This is a genomic window from Williamsia maris, from assembly GCF_024171815.1.
GTDB lineage: Bacteria > Actinomycetota > Actinomycetes > Mycobacteriales > Mycobacteriaceae > Williamsia_A > Williamsia_A maris.
The window spans coordinates 1,272,922-1,286,831 of the sequence record NZ_JAMTCJ010000002.1 but is presented as its reverse complement, the minus strand read 5'-3'; the positions used below and the strand labels follow the sequence as shown (position 1 = coordinate 1,286,831).

The following is a 13,910-nucleotide window of genomic DNA, read 5'->3' as shown; positions in this document are numbered from 1 at the left end:
CTAGTATTGGTGTGACAGGGACCACGCCACAACTGCACTGGAGCACTCCAATGACCGACACCGCCGCCCCCGACACCGCGGACACCGGCTCGTACGACTACGACAAGCTCTACATCGGCGGACGGTGGGAGGCCCCGCACTCCACCGACGTGCTCGAGGTCCACTCCCCCGCCACCGGGATGCGCGTCGGCAGCGCCCCGCACGGTGACGCCACCGATGTCGACACCGCCGTCGCCGCCGCCCGCGCGGCCTTCGATTCCGGTGTCTGGACCGACAAGACACCCGCCGAACGCGCCGACGTGATCGCGAAGGTCGCCGATCTGATCGATCAGCGGATGGGCGTCATCGGCTCGCTGGTCTCCGCCGAGATGGGCGCGAGTCAGATGGACATCGCGACGCTGCAACAACTCCCGGGCACCGGTGTGCTCCGCGCCTACGCCGAGGCCGCGCGCGAGTACCCCTGGGTCGAGTACCGGACCGGACTGTTCGGCCAGACCAAGATCCAGCGTGAGGCGGTCGGCGTGGTCGGCGCCATCACCGCGTGGAACGTCCCGCTGTTCCTCCTCTGCAACAAGCTCGGACCGGCACTGGCCGCCGGATGTTCGGTGGTCCTCAAGCCCGCGCCCGAGACACCTCTGAGCGCGTTCGTCCTGTGCGAGATCTTCTCCGAGGCCGGCGTGCCCGACGGCGTCCTCTCGGTCGTCACCGGCGGCGTCGAGACCGGCAAGGCACTGGTCGGCCACCCGCAGGTCGACAAGATCACCTTCACCGGGTCGACCGCCGCAGGTCGGGCGATCGGAGCAGCGTGCGGCGAGCAGCTCAAGCGCTGCTCGCTGGAACTCGGCGGCAAGTCCGCCGCGATCGTCCTCGACGACGCGAACATCGACGAGATCGCCGGCATGCTCGCCTTCTACGGTCTGTTCAACAACGGTCAGGCGTGTGTGGCGCAGACCCGCATCCTGGTGCCGCGCGCACGTCGCGACGAGATCGTGGACGCGGTGATCGCCGCCGCGAAGACCATGACGCCCGGCGTGCCGAGCGATCCCGAGGCCAAACTCGGACCGCTGATCACCTCCAAGCAGCGCGACAAGGTGGAGAACTACATCAAGCTCGGCAAGGAGGCGGGCGCGACGCCGGCCCTCGACGGCAGCCGTCCCGAGGGCCTCGAATCCGGATACTTCCTGAGCCCCACCATCTTCACCGGCGTCACCAACGACATGGCCATCGCCCAGGAGGAGATCTTCGGCCCGGTGCTCTCGGTCATCGACTACGACACCGTCGAGGAGGCGATCGACATCGCCAACGACTCGGAATACGGTCTGGCGGGGGCGATCTGGACCGCCGACGTCGAGCGCGGACTGGAGATCGCGTCGAAGATCCGCACCGGCACGTTGGGCATCAACTGGTACGCGATCGACCCGTCGTCGCCGTTCGGCGGCTACAAGAACTCCGGGATCGGCCGCGAGAACGGCAAGGAGGGCCTCGAGTCCTACCTGGAGCACAAGTCGATCATCCTGCCGATGGGCTACACCCCACAGGTCTGATCCCCCCACTGTGCGCACGGGGTGAACACGTAGTTTGGAGACGACCATCGTCCCCGTCGAAAGTGATCCCCGTGCGTCGCAGTCTGAAGATCTCGAGTTCCGTTCTGGCCCTGTGTGTGGCGGTGAGTGTCGCTGCCGCGTGCGGTGATTCCGACTCGTCGGACGCATCGTCGTCGTCCGCCGCGACCACCACCACGGCGGCTGCCGACACCACCGACACCGCGGCGGCGGAAACCACCACGCCTGCCGCCGCCCCGCCGAGCAGCGGCACCTCGGGCTCGGCAGGCATCCCGGCCATCACCGCCAACGGGACCGACCTCACCAAGGAGCCGACGATCGCCGCGGGCGGGGCCACCCCGCCGACCGGGCTCGCCATCGCCGACCTCGTCGCAGGCGAGGGCAAGACCGCCGTCGCCAGTGACACCGTCAACGTCCGCTACACCGGCGTGCTGTACTCCGACGGCTCCAAGTTCGACGCGTCGTGGAAAGCAGGCAGCGAACCGGTCGAGTTCCCGCTCAGCGGGGTCGTCCCCGGCTTCGCCGAGGGCATCGTCGGCATGAAGATCGGTGGACGGCGCGAGATCGTGATCCCGCCCGCACTCGGATACGGCGACGAGACCAGCGGCCCCATCCCCGGCGGCTCGACGCTCGTCTTCGTGGTCGACCTCGTCAGCATCAGCTGACCCAGACCACCGCGGTCAGGGCGCCGGCGCCGAGCTCGTGGGTGCCGGCGCGGGCGGGACGACATTCGGTGTCGCGGCGGTGGACGGCGCCGGTCCGAGGTGCAGCTTGTCGCGCAGGGAGTTGTCGGTGATGACCTGGATGTCGTCGATGACCCACCGGCCACCCGATTTGCGCATCGAGTACTGCACCCGGCTGGGTTCGACGCGGACGAGTTCGGTCTGACCGCGGGTCACCGACTGGTTCATGAAGATCAGCACGACGGCACGATCGCCGTTGCTCGAGACGACCCCGGCCTCCTGGATCGACACCGCCGACCGCACGTTCTGCTTCTTCACCTCGGCCGACAGGTCGCTGCTCGACATGATGCCGTCGTAGGTCGTGCGCGCGTTGCCGACCAGCGCGGCCTTCGCCTGCGCCACGTTCTTGTCGACATCGGCGGGGGTGAACCCGAACATCACCGAGGCGTAACGCTTTCCGGCGTCGAGTGCAGCGGAGCGCGCATCCTCGTCGGAGCGCGACCCGGCGTACCGCAGCCCGAGAACGGTCGCTGCGACGGCACCGGCCAGGAGCAGCACGACCATCACGGCACCGACTATGCGCACGCGCGTCGACTTCCAGACGCTCGTCGAGGCGGCCATCACGTGACCCACTCGATGTCGGTCATCTTCATGTCCCCGTTGATCATCGTGATGGACAGCTTCCACCGGAACGTCTGGACCACAGGTCCCTGATCGGTCGGGGGTGCCGCGGCACCCGCGGCGGGTGGCGGGGTGTTCATCGTCCAGCCCGACACCAACATCACCGTCGCCGAGTCGGCGTCGCTGTCGACGACCGCGTCGGAGAGGATCGTCCCCTTCGTGGTGACGCCCTGGGACTTCACCAGGTCGGTGGTCTGCTGCAACGACTGCTGCAACTGCTCGAGCGCTTTGCCGCTGGTCTTGGTCTCGAAGGTGTTGGTCACCTGGTCGATCGTGGTGGGGCTCAACGACGTCAGGTTCACGATCATCTGACGGGCGAACGCCGAGTACTGCGCGCGTTGTGCGGCGCGGTCGTCGATCCGGTTGGTGCCCATGGCGAACAGCACCGACGCCACGACGAGCCCGACGACGAGGACAACCGCGACGACGGCGGCGAGCGCGACGCCCAGGCGGGACCGATCCGCCCTCGTCGTGACGACCCGTCCGGCGGCATCGCCCGACGACCCCGCGCGCCGACGCTCGCGGTACGACATCGCGGCACCGGATCGCTGCGGTGACGCCTCCGACGACGTGGTGTCGGCCGAGACGATCGGTCGAGTCGCGACCGGCGCCGACTTCTTGCGACGGATCTGCTTGATCGGGGCCGTCTTTCGCGGCGCCGACGGGTTCGCGCGCGGGCCGGTGGACACCGAGATGGACTGTGCGGCCGTCCCGTCGGCCGCCGGTGGGCCGGCCGGTCTGCGGACGCGTCGGCGCGACGTGCCCCGTGGTGCCGCCTTCGCGGTGTCCGGTGTCATTTCACTGTTCCCGTGATCAGGCCCTGCCATGTGGCGGTTCCTCCTTGCGCGGCGCCGTCTGCGGACCCGACGTTGTAGGTCTTGCCGTCCGGTCCGATCGCATCCCCCGACACCGGATCGTACGCCGCGCCGTAGACCGCGGGCGCTCCGTCGAACGACGACGGGGTGGCCGGCGTGAGCTGACCGTTGGGCAGGTTCTGCACTCCGGGCAGCCCCTGCGGGAACGGGACGTTCTCGGCCAGCGGCTTGTAGCCGGTGGCGCATTCGGCCGGGGTGGCCGCGCGGCGTCCCGGGAACTCCGCACAGGGGAAGTTCCTCGCGCCGCGCACACCGACGTTGGAGTCCTGCGGGACGCGGCAGAGCAGTCCGGGTGGCAGGTCTCGTGCGGTCGTCACCGACGCCGGGCGGCGTTCCGACGCGGGCAGGAAGCCCACCGTGCACGTGCCGGGATCCTGGAATCCCAGGGCGAAGTCGACGTTGGCGCCCTTGCGCGGGTCCTCGGTGTTGACGGCCGTGATGAGCGCCTGGATCAGCCGCGGGTAGAGCACCATGACCTGCTGCAGGTTGGGTAGGTACACCGCCAGCGTCCGCCCCGCGGTGGCGAGGTTGTCGAACAGTAGCGGCAGTGTCTGGTCCATCGACGCGAACAGTTCCTGAGCCTGATTCGTCGTCCCCGGGCCCTTGCTCAGGATGTCGCGCAGCTGCGGGTCATTGGCCCGGATCTGGTCGGTCACCTGCGCCACGTTCGACGTCCACTGCCGGATGGCCCCGACGGTCGCGGTCTGGGTCTCGAGCAGCGGGGCGGCCTGTTCGATCAACGCCACCGTCTGATCGGAGTTCTTGTTGGCCTCGTCGGCGAACAGGGTCAGCGAGTCCAGCAGACGCTGCAGGTCCTCGCCGGAGCCGTTGAACGCGTTGAAGGCCTCGTTCATCACGCGCCGCAGCTTGGTGGACTGCACCTTGGCGAGCAGCGCGTTGGTCTGATCGAGAAGAGTCGAGACCTCCACCGGCACCGTGCCGTTGCGGACCACCGAGTCGTTGACCAGGTTGCCGCGGTCGCTGCCGTCCGGGTCGGGGGTGAACTGCACGAACTGCTCACCGACGGCCGAGACGCTCTGTATCGACGCACTCGAGGACCGCGGGATCTTTCGGTCGCTGTCGATGGACAACGTCGCCCGGACACCGGCCGAGGTCAGGGCGACCGACTCGACCTTGCCGACGGTGACGCCGCGGTAGGTGACGTTCGCGTTCTGGTAGATGCCGCCGGTACTCGGCAGGTCGACCTTGACCGTGTACCGCCCGACCCCGAACAGCGCCGGGACCTGGATGTAGAACACGCCCACCGCGACCAGGGAGACCACGGTGACGATCGAGAAGATGATCAGCTGGATGCGTACGAAGCGGGAGATGGTCATCGGCCCGCCTTCGGTGTGGTCGTCTTCGGGGCGGTTGGCTTGGGCGCGGTCGTGGGCGTCGCGTCGTCACCGTCGGTCAGCGGTGCGGTGAACGGGTTGGCCCCTCGCTTGGCGGCACCGGCCGAGGTACCCAGGACCGCCTCGGGTCCGTAGACGGCCGCGGGCGCACCCGCCCCGAGACTCGCGAACGCTCCACGCCCGAGTCGGCCGTTCGTCAGGTCGAGGTTGATGACCGCGTTGACGTAGTCGCCCTTCACGATCTTCGGGATCACCGACTCCGCGAACGGGAACGTCACGAGGATGTTCAGCGACTGGGTCAGCGACGTCCCGCTGTCCTGGAGTTGGTCGAGCACCGGCGACAGGTTGCGCACGATCGTCTCGAGATCCTCACCGTTGGCCTTCAGGATGTCGTCGGTCGTGCGGCTGAGGCGGCCCACCGACGCGAGCGCATCGGTCAGGTTCACCCGTTGATCGACGAGGAGCTTCAGGATCTTCGGCCCGTCGTCCAGCGCACGTTCGATCGTGGGCGACTGCTCGTTGAAGTTGCGGCTCAACCGGTCCAGTCCCTCGACGGCCGAGATGATGTTCGCCCGTTGCTTGTCCAGATCCGACACCAGGGTGTTCAGTCGCGGGACGAGGTTGCGGATGACGTCCTGCCTGCCTGCGAGGGTGTCGTTGAGCTCGTGGACGACGTCGCCGATCTGCGACAGCCCACCGCCGTTGAGGACCACCGACAGCGAGCTGAGCACCTGCTCGACGGTGGGGTAGGTGCACTGCGCGACCTGCTGTGCGGAGTTGATGTCGGCCACCGGGGTGACGTTCGCCGGGGTCTCGATGTTCTCCTGCTCAGGGCACGCCGTGAGCGGGATCTCCTGCCCGGCCTTCATCATCCCGCCGGTCGGCTTGTCCGGTTGGACCACCTGCAGGTTGAGCGAGCCGAGCACGCTGGTGAGTCCGACCATCACGTGCGACCCGTTGGGCACCTGGGTGCCCTTGTCGAGCCGGATCGTGACGAGCGCCTTCCAGTTGCGCACCGAGATCTTGCCGACGCTGCCCACGGTCGCGTCGTTCATCAGCACCGGCGCGTTCTGCACGAGGTTCGCGGCGTTGGGGATGAGCGCGGTGATCTCGTACGCACCGTCCCCGGTCCCCTGCGCACCCGGCACCGGCAACGAGTTCAGCCCCTGGAACGCACATCCGGACGTCGCGAGCACGGCCACCGACATCGCCGCCACGGCGACGGTCCGCGGTCGCCGCATCGCGCGCGGCACCCCGCGCATCAGTTCTGACCCCCGAACGGCACGAGGAGGTTCGCGAGCGGGACGTTGCCGCCGTAGGACTTCCGGGTCTGCACGTCCTGGTCGACGATGCCCTGCTGGGCCCGCGCCTTGACGCTCGAGTCCTGGTACTGGATCTGGCCGGGCCGCGCGTTGATGCCGGTGACCGGATTGACCAGCGCCGGTGGATAGTTGACCGAGATCGTGGAGATGATCGGACCGAGGATGTCGACACACTTGGAGACGTCGGCCTGGCTGGTGCCGGGGCGGTCGTTGGCGGCCAACGTGCCGCACAGGAGGTCGATCAGGTTGCCGAACTGGCCGAGACCGAAGATGCCGCTCAACGACCCCGTCAGCGGGTTGTAGATGTTGTAGAAGTTGCTCAGCTGCGTGGGCGCGGAGTGCAACAGGTCGCGGATCTGCGAATCCTTCTGCGCGAGAGTCGAGGTGACGTCGGACAGGCGCTGAACCGATTCGGTGAGCGACTTGCCGTTGGTGTCGATGAAGTCCTTCACGTCGGTCAGCGCCGAGTCGAGGTTCGTCAGCGCACCGTTGAGGTTCTCGGTGTTGTCGGCCAGCACCTGACTCACCGACGCGATCCGTCCGTTGAACTGCACCAGTTCCTCATGGCTCTTCTCCAACGCGCCGGTCAGCGACTGCAGGTTCCGGATGGTGCCGAAGAGGTCGCCGCGGTTGTCGGCCAACGTCGCCGACAGATCAGACAGCTGCTTCACAGACTCGCGGATGGCGGCACCGTTGCCGTTGAGGTTTGCGTCTGCGGTGTCGACGAGGCGCGCGACCGACCCCTCGTCGGCGCCCTTCGGTCCCACCGCCGCCGTCAGACGGGTGAGCTCCTTCTTGATGTCGTCCCACTCGACCGGCACCGCGGTGCGGTTCATCGGGATGTCGGCACCGGACGCGAGCTGCGGTCCGTTGGCGTAAACCGGCGAGAGCTGGATGAACCGGCCCGACACCAGGCTCTGCGCCACGATGACCGCGGAGACGTCCCGCGGGATGTCGGTGCCGCGGTCCACCTCGAACGAGACCTTCACGTCGGCTGCGCGCGGGGTCACCGAGCTCACGGTGCCGACGTCGACACCCAGGATCCGGATCGGGTCACCGGGATACAGACCGTTCACTGCGGTGAAGTAGGCGGTGTAGCTCTTGTAGACGGCCTTCTGATAGCCGAGGTAGGCGACCACGACCACCACGATCACCAGCAGCACGGCGACGATCACCTGCCATGTGCGCTTGCCGATCCGTGCCATCACCGGCCCCCGCTTCCGTCTCTGGGTGAGCCGACCTCGGGGATCGAGCGGTCGGGGTCGCTCTCCTGATCGGGGCGCAGGAACACCTTCGGGGGCAGCAGACCGGTGTAGCTCAGCGCCTTGGCCGCCTCGGGGTACTTCTGCTGCAACAGGTTCAGGAACACCGACGTGTAGTCGCCGAACGTCGGCACACCGACGAGCGAGGAGAAGTACGGGCCGCTGGCCACGGCCTCGCCGAGCACGTTGGCGTACGGCCCCAGGCGATCCAGGGTCTGCTTCAGGTTGTCGGAGTTGTCCTGCAGGATCTTCAGCACCCGGTTGAGCTTGCCGAGCACCGGGGCGAGCTGGGCGTTGTTGTCGGCGATGAATCCGCTCAACTCGGCGGTGACGTCCTTGATACCGACGATGAGTTGGCCGACGGCGAAGCGGCGGGCCTGCAGTTCGCCGAGCAGCGAGTTGGCGTCGACGAGCAGCGAGTTGATCTGACCGCTGCGCTTGGCGATCACGTCGGTGACCCCCTTGGCGCGCGAGAGCAGCAGCGTCAGGGCGTCGTCGCGGTCGGCGATCGACTTCGACAGCCGCGAGACCCCGTCCACCGCTCCACGCACCTCGCGTGGCGTCCCGGCGAACGTGGCCGACAGCGTGTTCAACGCATCGTTGAGCTGGCCGGTGTCGGTCTCGGCGATCGAGGTGGTGGTGTCGTCGAGGGCGTCGGTCAGCGAGTAGGGCGAGATCGTGTTGCGGTTGGGGATCGAGTCGCCGGGGGTGAGCCGTCCACTCCCCCGCGGGATCAGGGTCAGGTTCCGTCGTCCCAGGACGGTCTCGGTCTTGATCGAGGCCTGACTGTCGGTGCCGACCACGACGGTGTCGTTCATCGAGAACGTGATCTTGGCCTTGGTGCCTGCATCGGTCTTCGCCAGGCCGATCCCCTTGACGGTTCCGATGGTGACACCCGAGACCACCACGACATCACCGTCTTTGAGTCCGCCGGCGTCGTCGAAGTAGGTGGTGTAGATGCTGCCGCTGGACAGGTACGGCAGCTTGTCGACCTGGAGCGCGACGATGACGACGAGGGTCGTCACCACGACACCGATGATGCCGATCTGGGCGCGAGTACGTTCGCCGCGGCCCTCGCTGCGTGCGGCGTCGGCGGTCGCCGAGGCGGGGTTGGGTGCGCGCCTCCCCCGTAAGAAATCACTGATCGAGGCCATCATTTCGGGGTCGCACACCTCCCGCCGGGGTTGACGTTGTTGCCGGTGTCGTCGAGGGATCGGTAGACGATCTCCTTGTGATCCGGTCCGGTGAAGTAGATGTCGACGCGGCACAGCCAGATCTGCAGCCACGCACCGTAACTGCCGAGGTTGCTCAGCGCCTTGAAGTCGCCCGGGAAGCGCTGGAGCAGACCCCGCAGGAACGGTTCGTCGCCGAGTACCTGGTCGGACACCTGGCCGGTCCTGGTGACGATGTTCTTCAGATCTGGCCGGGTGGTGTCGAGCAGACCGGCGAGGTCGTTGGTCAGCTGCGAGGTGTTGGTCACCGCGGCGCCGATCGAGTCCTTCTGCGAGGCGAGCCCGGAGATCAACTGCTGCAGTCGGTCCAGGGAGGTGTCGAAACCCGCCTTGTCGGCGTCGATCGTCTTGAGGGTGCCGTTGAGGTTGTCGATGACCTCGCCGATCAGTTGGTCGCGGTCGGCGATGGTGTTGGTGAACGACGCCGTGCTCCGCAGCAGTTGGGTCAGAGCGGGCCCCTGGCCCTGGAACACCTGGATCAGCGACGACGACAACTCGTTGACCTCGGCGGGGTTCAGCGTCTTGAACAACGGCTTGAACCCGCCGAGTAGCTTGTCGAGGTCGAGCGCGGGTTCGGTCTGTGACTCGGGGATGGTGCCGCCGTCGGACAGGAACGCGCCCGGTTCGCCGGTGCCCTCGGCGATCTCGACGAAGCGGTCGCCGGTCAGGTTCTCGTAGCGGATCATCGCGTGCACCGACTTCGGCAGTCGGTACTGACGGTCGACGCTGAAGTCGACGGTCGCGGTGTTCGACGCCGTCAGCGACACCCCGCCGACCTTGCCGACCTCGACGCCGGCGATACGCACCTTGCTGCCCGACTTGAGCTGTGAGGCGTTGGCGAAGGTGGCCTTGTAGTCGTTCGACGATCCCGAGCGGTACTGGCTGAAGACTACGACGAGCGCCACGAAGATCAGTACCATCACCACGGCGAAGCTGCCCAACTTGATGGACGTGTTCCGGAATGCCCGTGATCGGGCCGTCGACCTAGCCACGGGGGGCCGGCCCGAACATGATCTGGAACAGCTTGCGGGGGTCGGCCTTCGGGGTAGTGCGCGGCTGGTAGGGCTGCGGGGCGGTGTCGCCGACGTAGAACGGCGCGTGCGTGGTCTCTTCGATGTTGGAGAGTCCGAGTGCGCAGGTCGGCGGTCCCTGCACGTTGACCTTGGGCAGGTCCTCGGGGTAGCGGTAGGGCTCCTTGCCGGGCAGCACGCCGGCGTTGAGCGAGATGTAGCCGGTCTTGTCGCCGAAGATGGGCAGCGCCTTCTTGCCCGCGCCCGCGGTCGCCTTGAGGAAGCAGCTCAGTCCGGGCGCGTAGTAGCCGAGCAGCTGCGACACCGGATCGAGGTTCGACAGCGCCGTCATCACGGTCTGCTTCTTCGGGGCGATGATCCCGTTGACCGTGTTGGCCAGTCCGGTCGTGTTCACCAGCAGCGCATCGAGATTCGACGAGTTGTCGACGAGGGTGTTGCCCGTGCGGGTGAAGTTGTCGATGACCCGGGACAGATCCGGGAACACATCGGCGTAGACGTTGGTGACCGTGGCGGTGGCGTCGATCGTCCGGTTCAGGTCACCGAGCACCGGGTTGGTGCGGCCCAACAGGTTCGAGAGGTCCTCGAGGCCCTTGCCGATCTGATCGCCGCGGCCCGACAACGCCGTGTCGAGGGCGCCGAGCGTCGCGTTGAGCTTGTCCGGCTGCACCTGCGCCAGCACGTCGACCAGCCGCTGGAACACGGTGTTGAGCTCGACCTGCACCCGATCGGCGGAGATCGAGCCGCCCGAACGCAGGTGCGTGGTGGAGGGGTCCGCGGGGATGTCGAGGTCGACCGACTTCGCACCGAACACGGTGTTCGAGCGGATCTGTGCGGTGACGTTGGCCGGGACCCGACGGAGCTGATCGGTGTCCATGTTGAGCTTGAGCTCCACTCGGTCGCCGTCGGGCTCGATGCTCGCGACGCGGCCGATGACCACGCCGCGGAGACGCACCTTGGCGTCGGCGTTCATGACGAGACCGGCCCGATCGGCCGTGAGCGTCACCGGCGAGGTGTCGCGGAAGCTGCCGGAGAACTGCATCACCGCGAGGGTGAACACGATGACGATCGCGGCGACCATACCGACCGCGGCGAACTTGCGCGCGAGACTGGAGCGTTCTGTTCTTCTCATCAGTGGCCTACCCCGAGAGGTTGAACTTCCCGTCGGCGCCATAGATGGCGAGGGACAGCAGCAGGGTGATGACGACGACCACGACCAGCGAGGTCCGCACGGCGTTGCCGACCGCGATGCCGACGCCGACCGGGCCGCCGGAGGCGTTGTAGCCGTAGTAGGTGTGGATCATCATGACCGCCACGGCCATACAGATCGCCTGTACGAACGACCACAGGATGTCCGAGGGTATGAGGAAGGTGTTGAAGTAGTGGTCGTAGACACCGGATGACTGCCCGTATATCAACACCGTGGCGAAACGACTGGCCAGGAACGACGCGACCGAGGCGAGCGCGTAGAGCGGGATGATGGCGATGAGGCCGGCGACGATGCGCGTGCTCACCAGGTACGGGATCGACGAGATCGCCATCGACTCGAGGGCGTCGATCTCCTCGCTGACCCGCATCGCGCCGAGCTGGGCGGTCGCGCCGGCACCGATGGTGGCCGCGAGGGCGATACCGGAGATCACCGGCACCGCGATGCGGACGTTGATGAAGGCCGAGAAGAAGCCGGTCAGGACCTCGACGCCGATGTTCGACAGCGAGCTGTAGCCCTGCACGGCGATGGTGCCGCCGGTGAACAGCGTCAGGAAGCCCACGACGACGACGGTGCCGCCGATCATCGCGAGCGCACCGGTGCCCATGCTGATCTCGGCGATCAGCCGCAGCGTCTCGCGCTTGTAGGCGCGGACCGCCCGGGGGATGTTGATGAGGCTGTCCCAGTAGAAGAATGCCTGATCACCGATGCGGTTCCATTCCGAGCTCACGCGGCCCGCCGAACGAGCGGTGCGGATCCGGACGCTGGAGGGAACGGGTACGACCATGTCTCAGCCGCCCGTCGCTTTGAGACCGACGGCCGTGACGACGACGTTGACGACGAACAGAGCCATGAAGGAGTAGACGACCGTCTCGTTGACCGCGTCACCGACACCCTTCGCACCACCCTTGACGTTCAGACCGCGATAGCAGCCGACCAGCCCCGCGAACAGGCCGAAGAGCGCGGCCTTGATCATCGAGATCATCAACTCACCGAACCCCGTGAGCAGGGTGAGGTTGGCGATGAACGCGCCGGGGTTGACGTCTTGGAGATAGACCGAGAAGACGAAGCCGCCGCCGAGACCGATCGTGCACACGAGGCTGTTGAGAAGGATAGCCACGCCGGTCGACGCGATCACCCGGGGCACCACGAGGCGGTGGATGGGGTCGATGCCCAGGACCTTGAGGGCGTCGATCTCCTCGCGGATGGTCCGGGCCCCGAGGTCGGCGCAGATGGCGGTGGCGCCTGCGCCGGCGACGATCAGCACGGTCACGATCGGGCCGATCTGGGTGATGGTGCCGAGGGCGGCCCCGGCGCCGGACAGGTCCTGCGCGCCGATCTCGCGCAGCAGGATGTTCAGTGTGAAACTGACCAGCACGGTGAACGGGATCGCGACGAGAACCGTGGGGACCATGGACACGCGTGCGATGGCCCAGGACTGCTCGATGGTCTCGCGGGCCTGGAAGGGACGGCGCGGCAGTTCACGCGCGGTCGCCACGGCCAGTGCGACGAAATCGCCGACACCCTCGAAGGGAGCCGTAAGGCGAACGTTCACCGACTCTCCTCACGCAACGGTGCACAGCGGACCACACGCCCGGTCGGTCCCGCACCGCCTGGAATGAAGCGACTATAACGTGTTCTAGTTTTTCTCACGGCTGTTTCGCCGATTGCGTCGGCGATACCTCTGGCCTGCGACGATCCGTCGAACGAGGGAAACCTACCATGCGTCCAGTTGGTGGAGAAGGTCATCAGGCGAGTGCATCGGATGCGGAGAAGGTCACCGCCGCGTCGCGGGCGGAGAACCAGTCGCCGAGCCGGTCGGCCAGTGCGTCCCGATCCCACGCCTCACCGGGCGCGACGAAGGTCTCGGCGACCGCGGGCGCGGCCATCAGGGTGACCTTGGGGCCGTAGACCACGAACACCTGACCCGACACCGCGGCCGAGGCCGGACCGGCCAGGAACTGCACCAGGCTCACGACGTGGTCGGTGGACAGCGGGTCGACCGCACCCTCGGGCGCCTCGCCGAAGACCGCGGCGGTCATGGCGGTGCGCGCACGCGGGCAGATCGCGTTGGCGGTGGGGCCGTAGCGACTCAGCACCCGCGAGGCCGACAGCGTCAGCGACGTGATGCCGGCCTTGGCCGCGCCGTAGTTCGCCTGCCCCTCCGGCCCGAGCAGACCCGCCTCGGAGGAGGTGTTGATCAGCCGACCGAACACCGGGGCGCCGGTCTGCTTCGACAACGTTCGCCAGTGCGACGCCGCATTGCGATTGAGCAGGAAGTGTCCACGCAGATGCACACGGATGACGAGGTCCCACTCGTCGTCGCTCATGTTGAACAGCATCCGGTCCCGGACGACGCCCGCGTTGCTCATCACGACGTCGAGGCTGCCGTGGTCGTCGACCGCGGTGCGCATCAGTTCGGTCGCGACGGCCGAGTCGGAGATGTCGCCGGCCACGGTGACCGCCTTCGACCCGCGGGCGGTGATCTCGTCGACCACGTCGCTCGCGTCGAGGGCGCTCGCGAGGTCGTTCACGACGACCGTCGCCCCGGACTCGGCGAGCCCGATCGCCTCGGCGCGACCGAGGCCGGCCGCTGCGCCGGTCACGATCGCGACCCGCCCCTCGAGATCTCCGTTGCCCGAGTTCACCGACACGTCCGTCACCTCTCGTCATGCCCTGGAACAGGTTCCAACCTGGCTGGTT

Annotated in this window: 13 protein-coding genes; 2 read left to right on the top strand and 11 right to left on the bottom strand. The window is 67.3% G+C overall.

Translation table 11 applies throughout. The annotated features are described in order from the left end of the window. Positions 1 to 50 precede the first annotated feature (50 nt). Positions 51 to 1,544 (top strand): aldehyde dehydrogenase, encoded by a 1,494-nt coding sequence (locus LX13_RS12800; RefSeq protein WP_253661672.1) that lies wholly within the window; start codon positions 51 to 53, stop codon positions 1,542 to 1,544. A 71-nt stretch (positions 1,545 to 1,615) separates the two neighbouring features. Continuing rightward, positions 1,616 to 2,227, top strand: coding sequence for an FKBP-type peptidyl-prolyl cis-trans isomerase (locus tag LX13_RS23500; RefSeq protein ID WP_308214741.1), 612 nt, complete (start codon positions 1,616 to 1,618; stop codon positions 2,225 to 2,227). A gap of 15 nt (positions 2,228 to 2,242) precedes the next feature. On the opposite strand, the gene LX13_RS12790 is transcribed toward LX13_RS23500, so the two are convergent. The 11 genes from LX13_RS12790 to LX13_RS12740 form a co-directional block, all read right to left on the bottom strand. Beyond that, positions 2,243 to 2,866 (bottom strand): hypothetical protein, encoded by a 624-nt coding sequence (locus LX13_RS12790; RefSeq protein WP_253661671.1) that lies wholly within the window; start codon positions 2,864 to 2,866, stop codon positions 2,243 to 2,245. After that, positions 2,866 to 3,723 (bottom strand): Rv1363c family protein, encoded by an 858-nt coding sequence (locus tag LX13_RS12785; protein ID WP_253661670.1) that lies wholly within the window; start codon positions 3,721 to 3,723, stop codon positions 2,866 to 2,868. Before LX13_RS12785 ends, LX13_RS12790 begins: the two co-directional genes overlap by 1 nt. Further along, positions 3,720 to 5,138, bottom strand: a complete 1,419-nt coding sequence (locus LX13_RS12780) for an MCE family protein (RefSeq protein ID WP_253661669.1) — start codon at positions 5,136 to 5,138, stop codon at positions 3,720 to 3,722. Before LX13_RS12780 ends, LX13_RS12785 begins: the two co-directional genes overlap by 4 nt. After that, on the bottom strand, positions 5,135 to 6,418 hold the full coding sequence (locus tag LX13_RS12775; protein WP_372499889.1) for an MCE family protein: 1,284 nt from the start codon (positions 6,416 to 6,418) through the stop codon (positions 5,135 to 5,137). The genes LX13_RS12780 and LX13_RS12775 overlap by 4 nt, the downstream gene beginning before the upstream one ends. After that, positions 6,418 to 7,683 carry an MCE family protein gene (locus LX13_RS12770; RefSeq protein ID WP_253661849.1) on the bottom strand — a complete coding sequence of 422 codons (1,266 nt, stop codon included), beginning with the start codon at positions 7,681 to 7,683 and terminating at the stop codon, positions 6,418 to 6,420. Before LX13_RS12770 ends, LX13_RS12775 begins: the two co-directional genes overlap by 1 nt. Then, complete coding sequence (locus LX13_RS12765) at positions 7,683 to 8,897, bottom strand: MCE family protein (protein ID WP_372499888.1); 1,215 nt, start codon at positions 8,895 to 8,897, stop codon at positions 7,683 to 7,685. The genes LX13_RS12770 and LX13_RS12765 overlap by 1 nt, the downstream gene beginning before the upstream one ends. Further along, complete coding sequence (locus LX13_RS12760; RefSeq protein WP_308214740.1) at positions 8,894 to 9,964, bottom strand: MCE family protein; 1,071 nt, start codon at positions 9,962 to 9,964, stop codon at positions 8,894 to 8,896. Before LX13_RS12760 ends, LX13_RS12765 begins: the two co-directional genes overlap by 4 nt. Then, the gene (locus LX13_RS12755; RefSeq protein WP_301300925.1) at positions 9,957 to 11,132 is read right to left on the bottom strand and encodes an MCE family protein; all 1,176 of its coding nucleotides are present in this window, start codon (positions 11,130 to 11,132) and stop codon (positions 9,957 to 9,959) included. Before LX13_RS12755 ends, LX13_RS12760 begins: the two co-directional genes overlap by 8 nt. A gap of 7 nt (positions 11,133 to 11,139) precedes the next feature. Next, positions 11,140 to 11,994, bottom strand: a complete 855-nt coding sequence (locus tag LX13_RS12750; RefSeq protein ID WP_188488729.1) for an MlaE family ABC transporter permease — start codon at positions 11,992 to 11,994, stop codon at positions 11,140 to 11,142. Between the two features lie 3 nt (positions 11,995 to 11,997). Further along, on the bottom strand, positions 11,998 to 12,762 hold the full coding sequence (locus LX13_RS12745; RefSeq protein WP_253661667.1) for an MlaE family ABC transporter permease: 765 nt from the start codon (positions 12,760 to 12,762) through the stop codon (positions 11,998 to 12,000). Positions 12,763 to 12,955: 193 nt separating this feature from the next. Beyond that, positions 12,956 to 13,861 (bottom strand): 3-oxoacyl-ACP reductase, encoded by a 906-nt coding sequence (locus tag LX13_RS12740; RefSeq protein ID WP_253661666.1) that lies wholly within the window; start codon positions 13,859 to 13,861, stop codon positions 12,956 to 12,958. Positions 13,862 to 13,910: the final 49 nt, after the last annotated feature.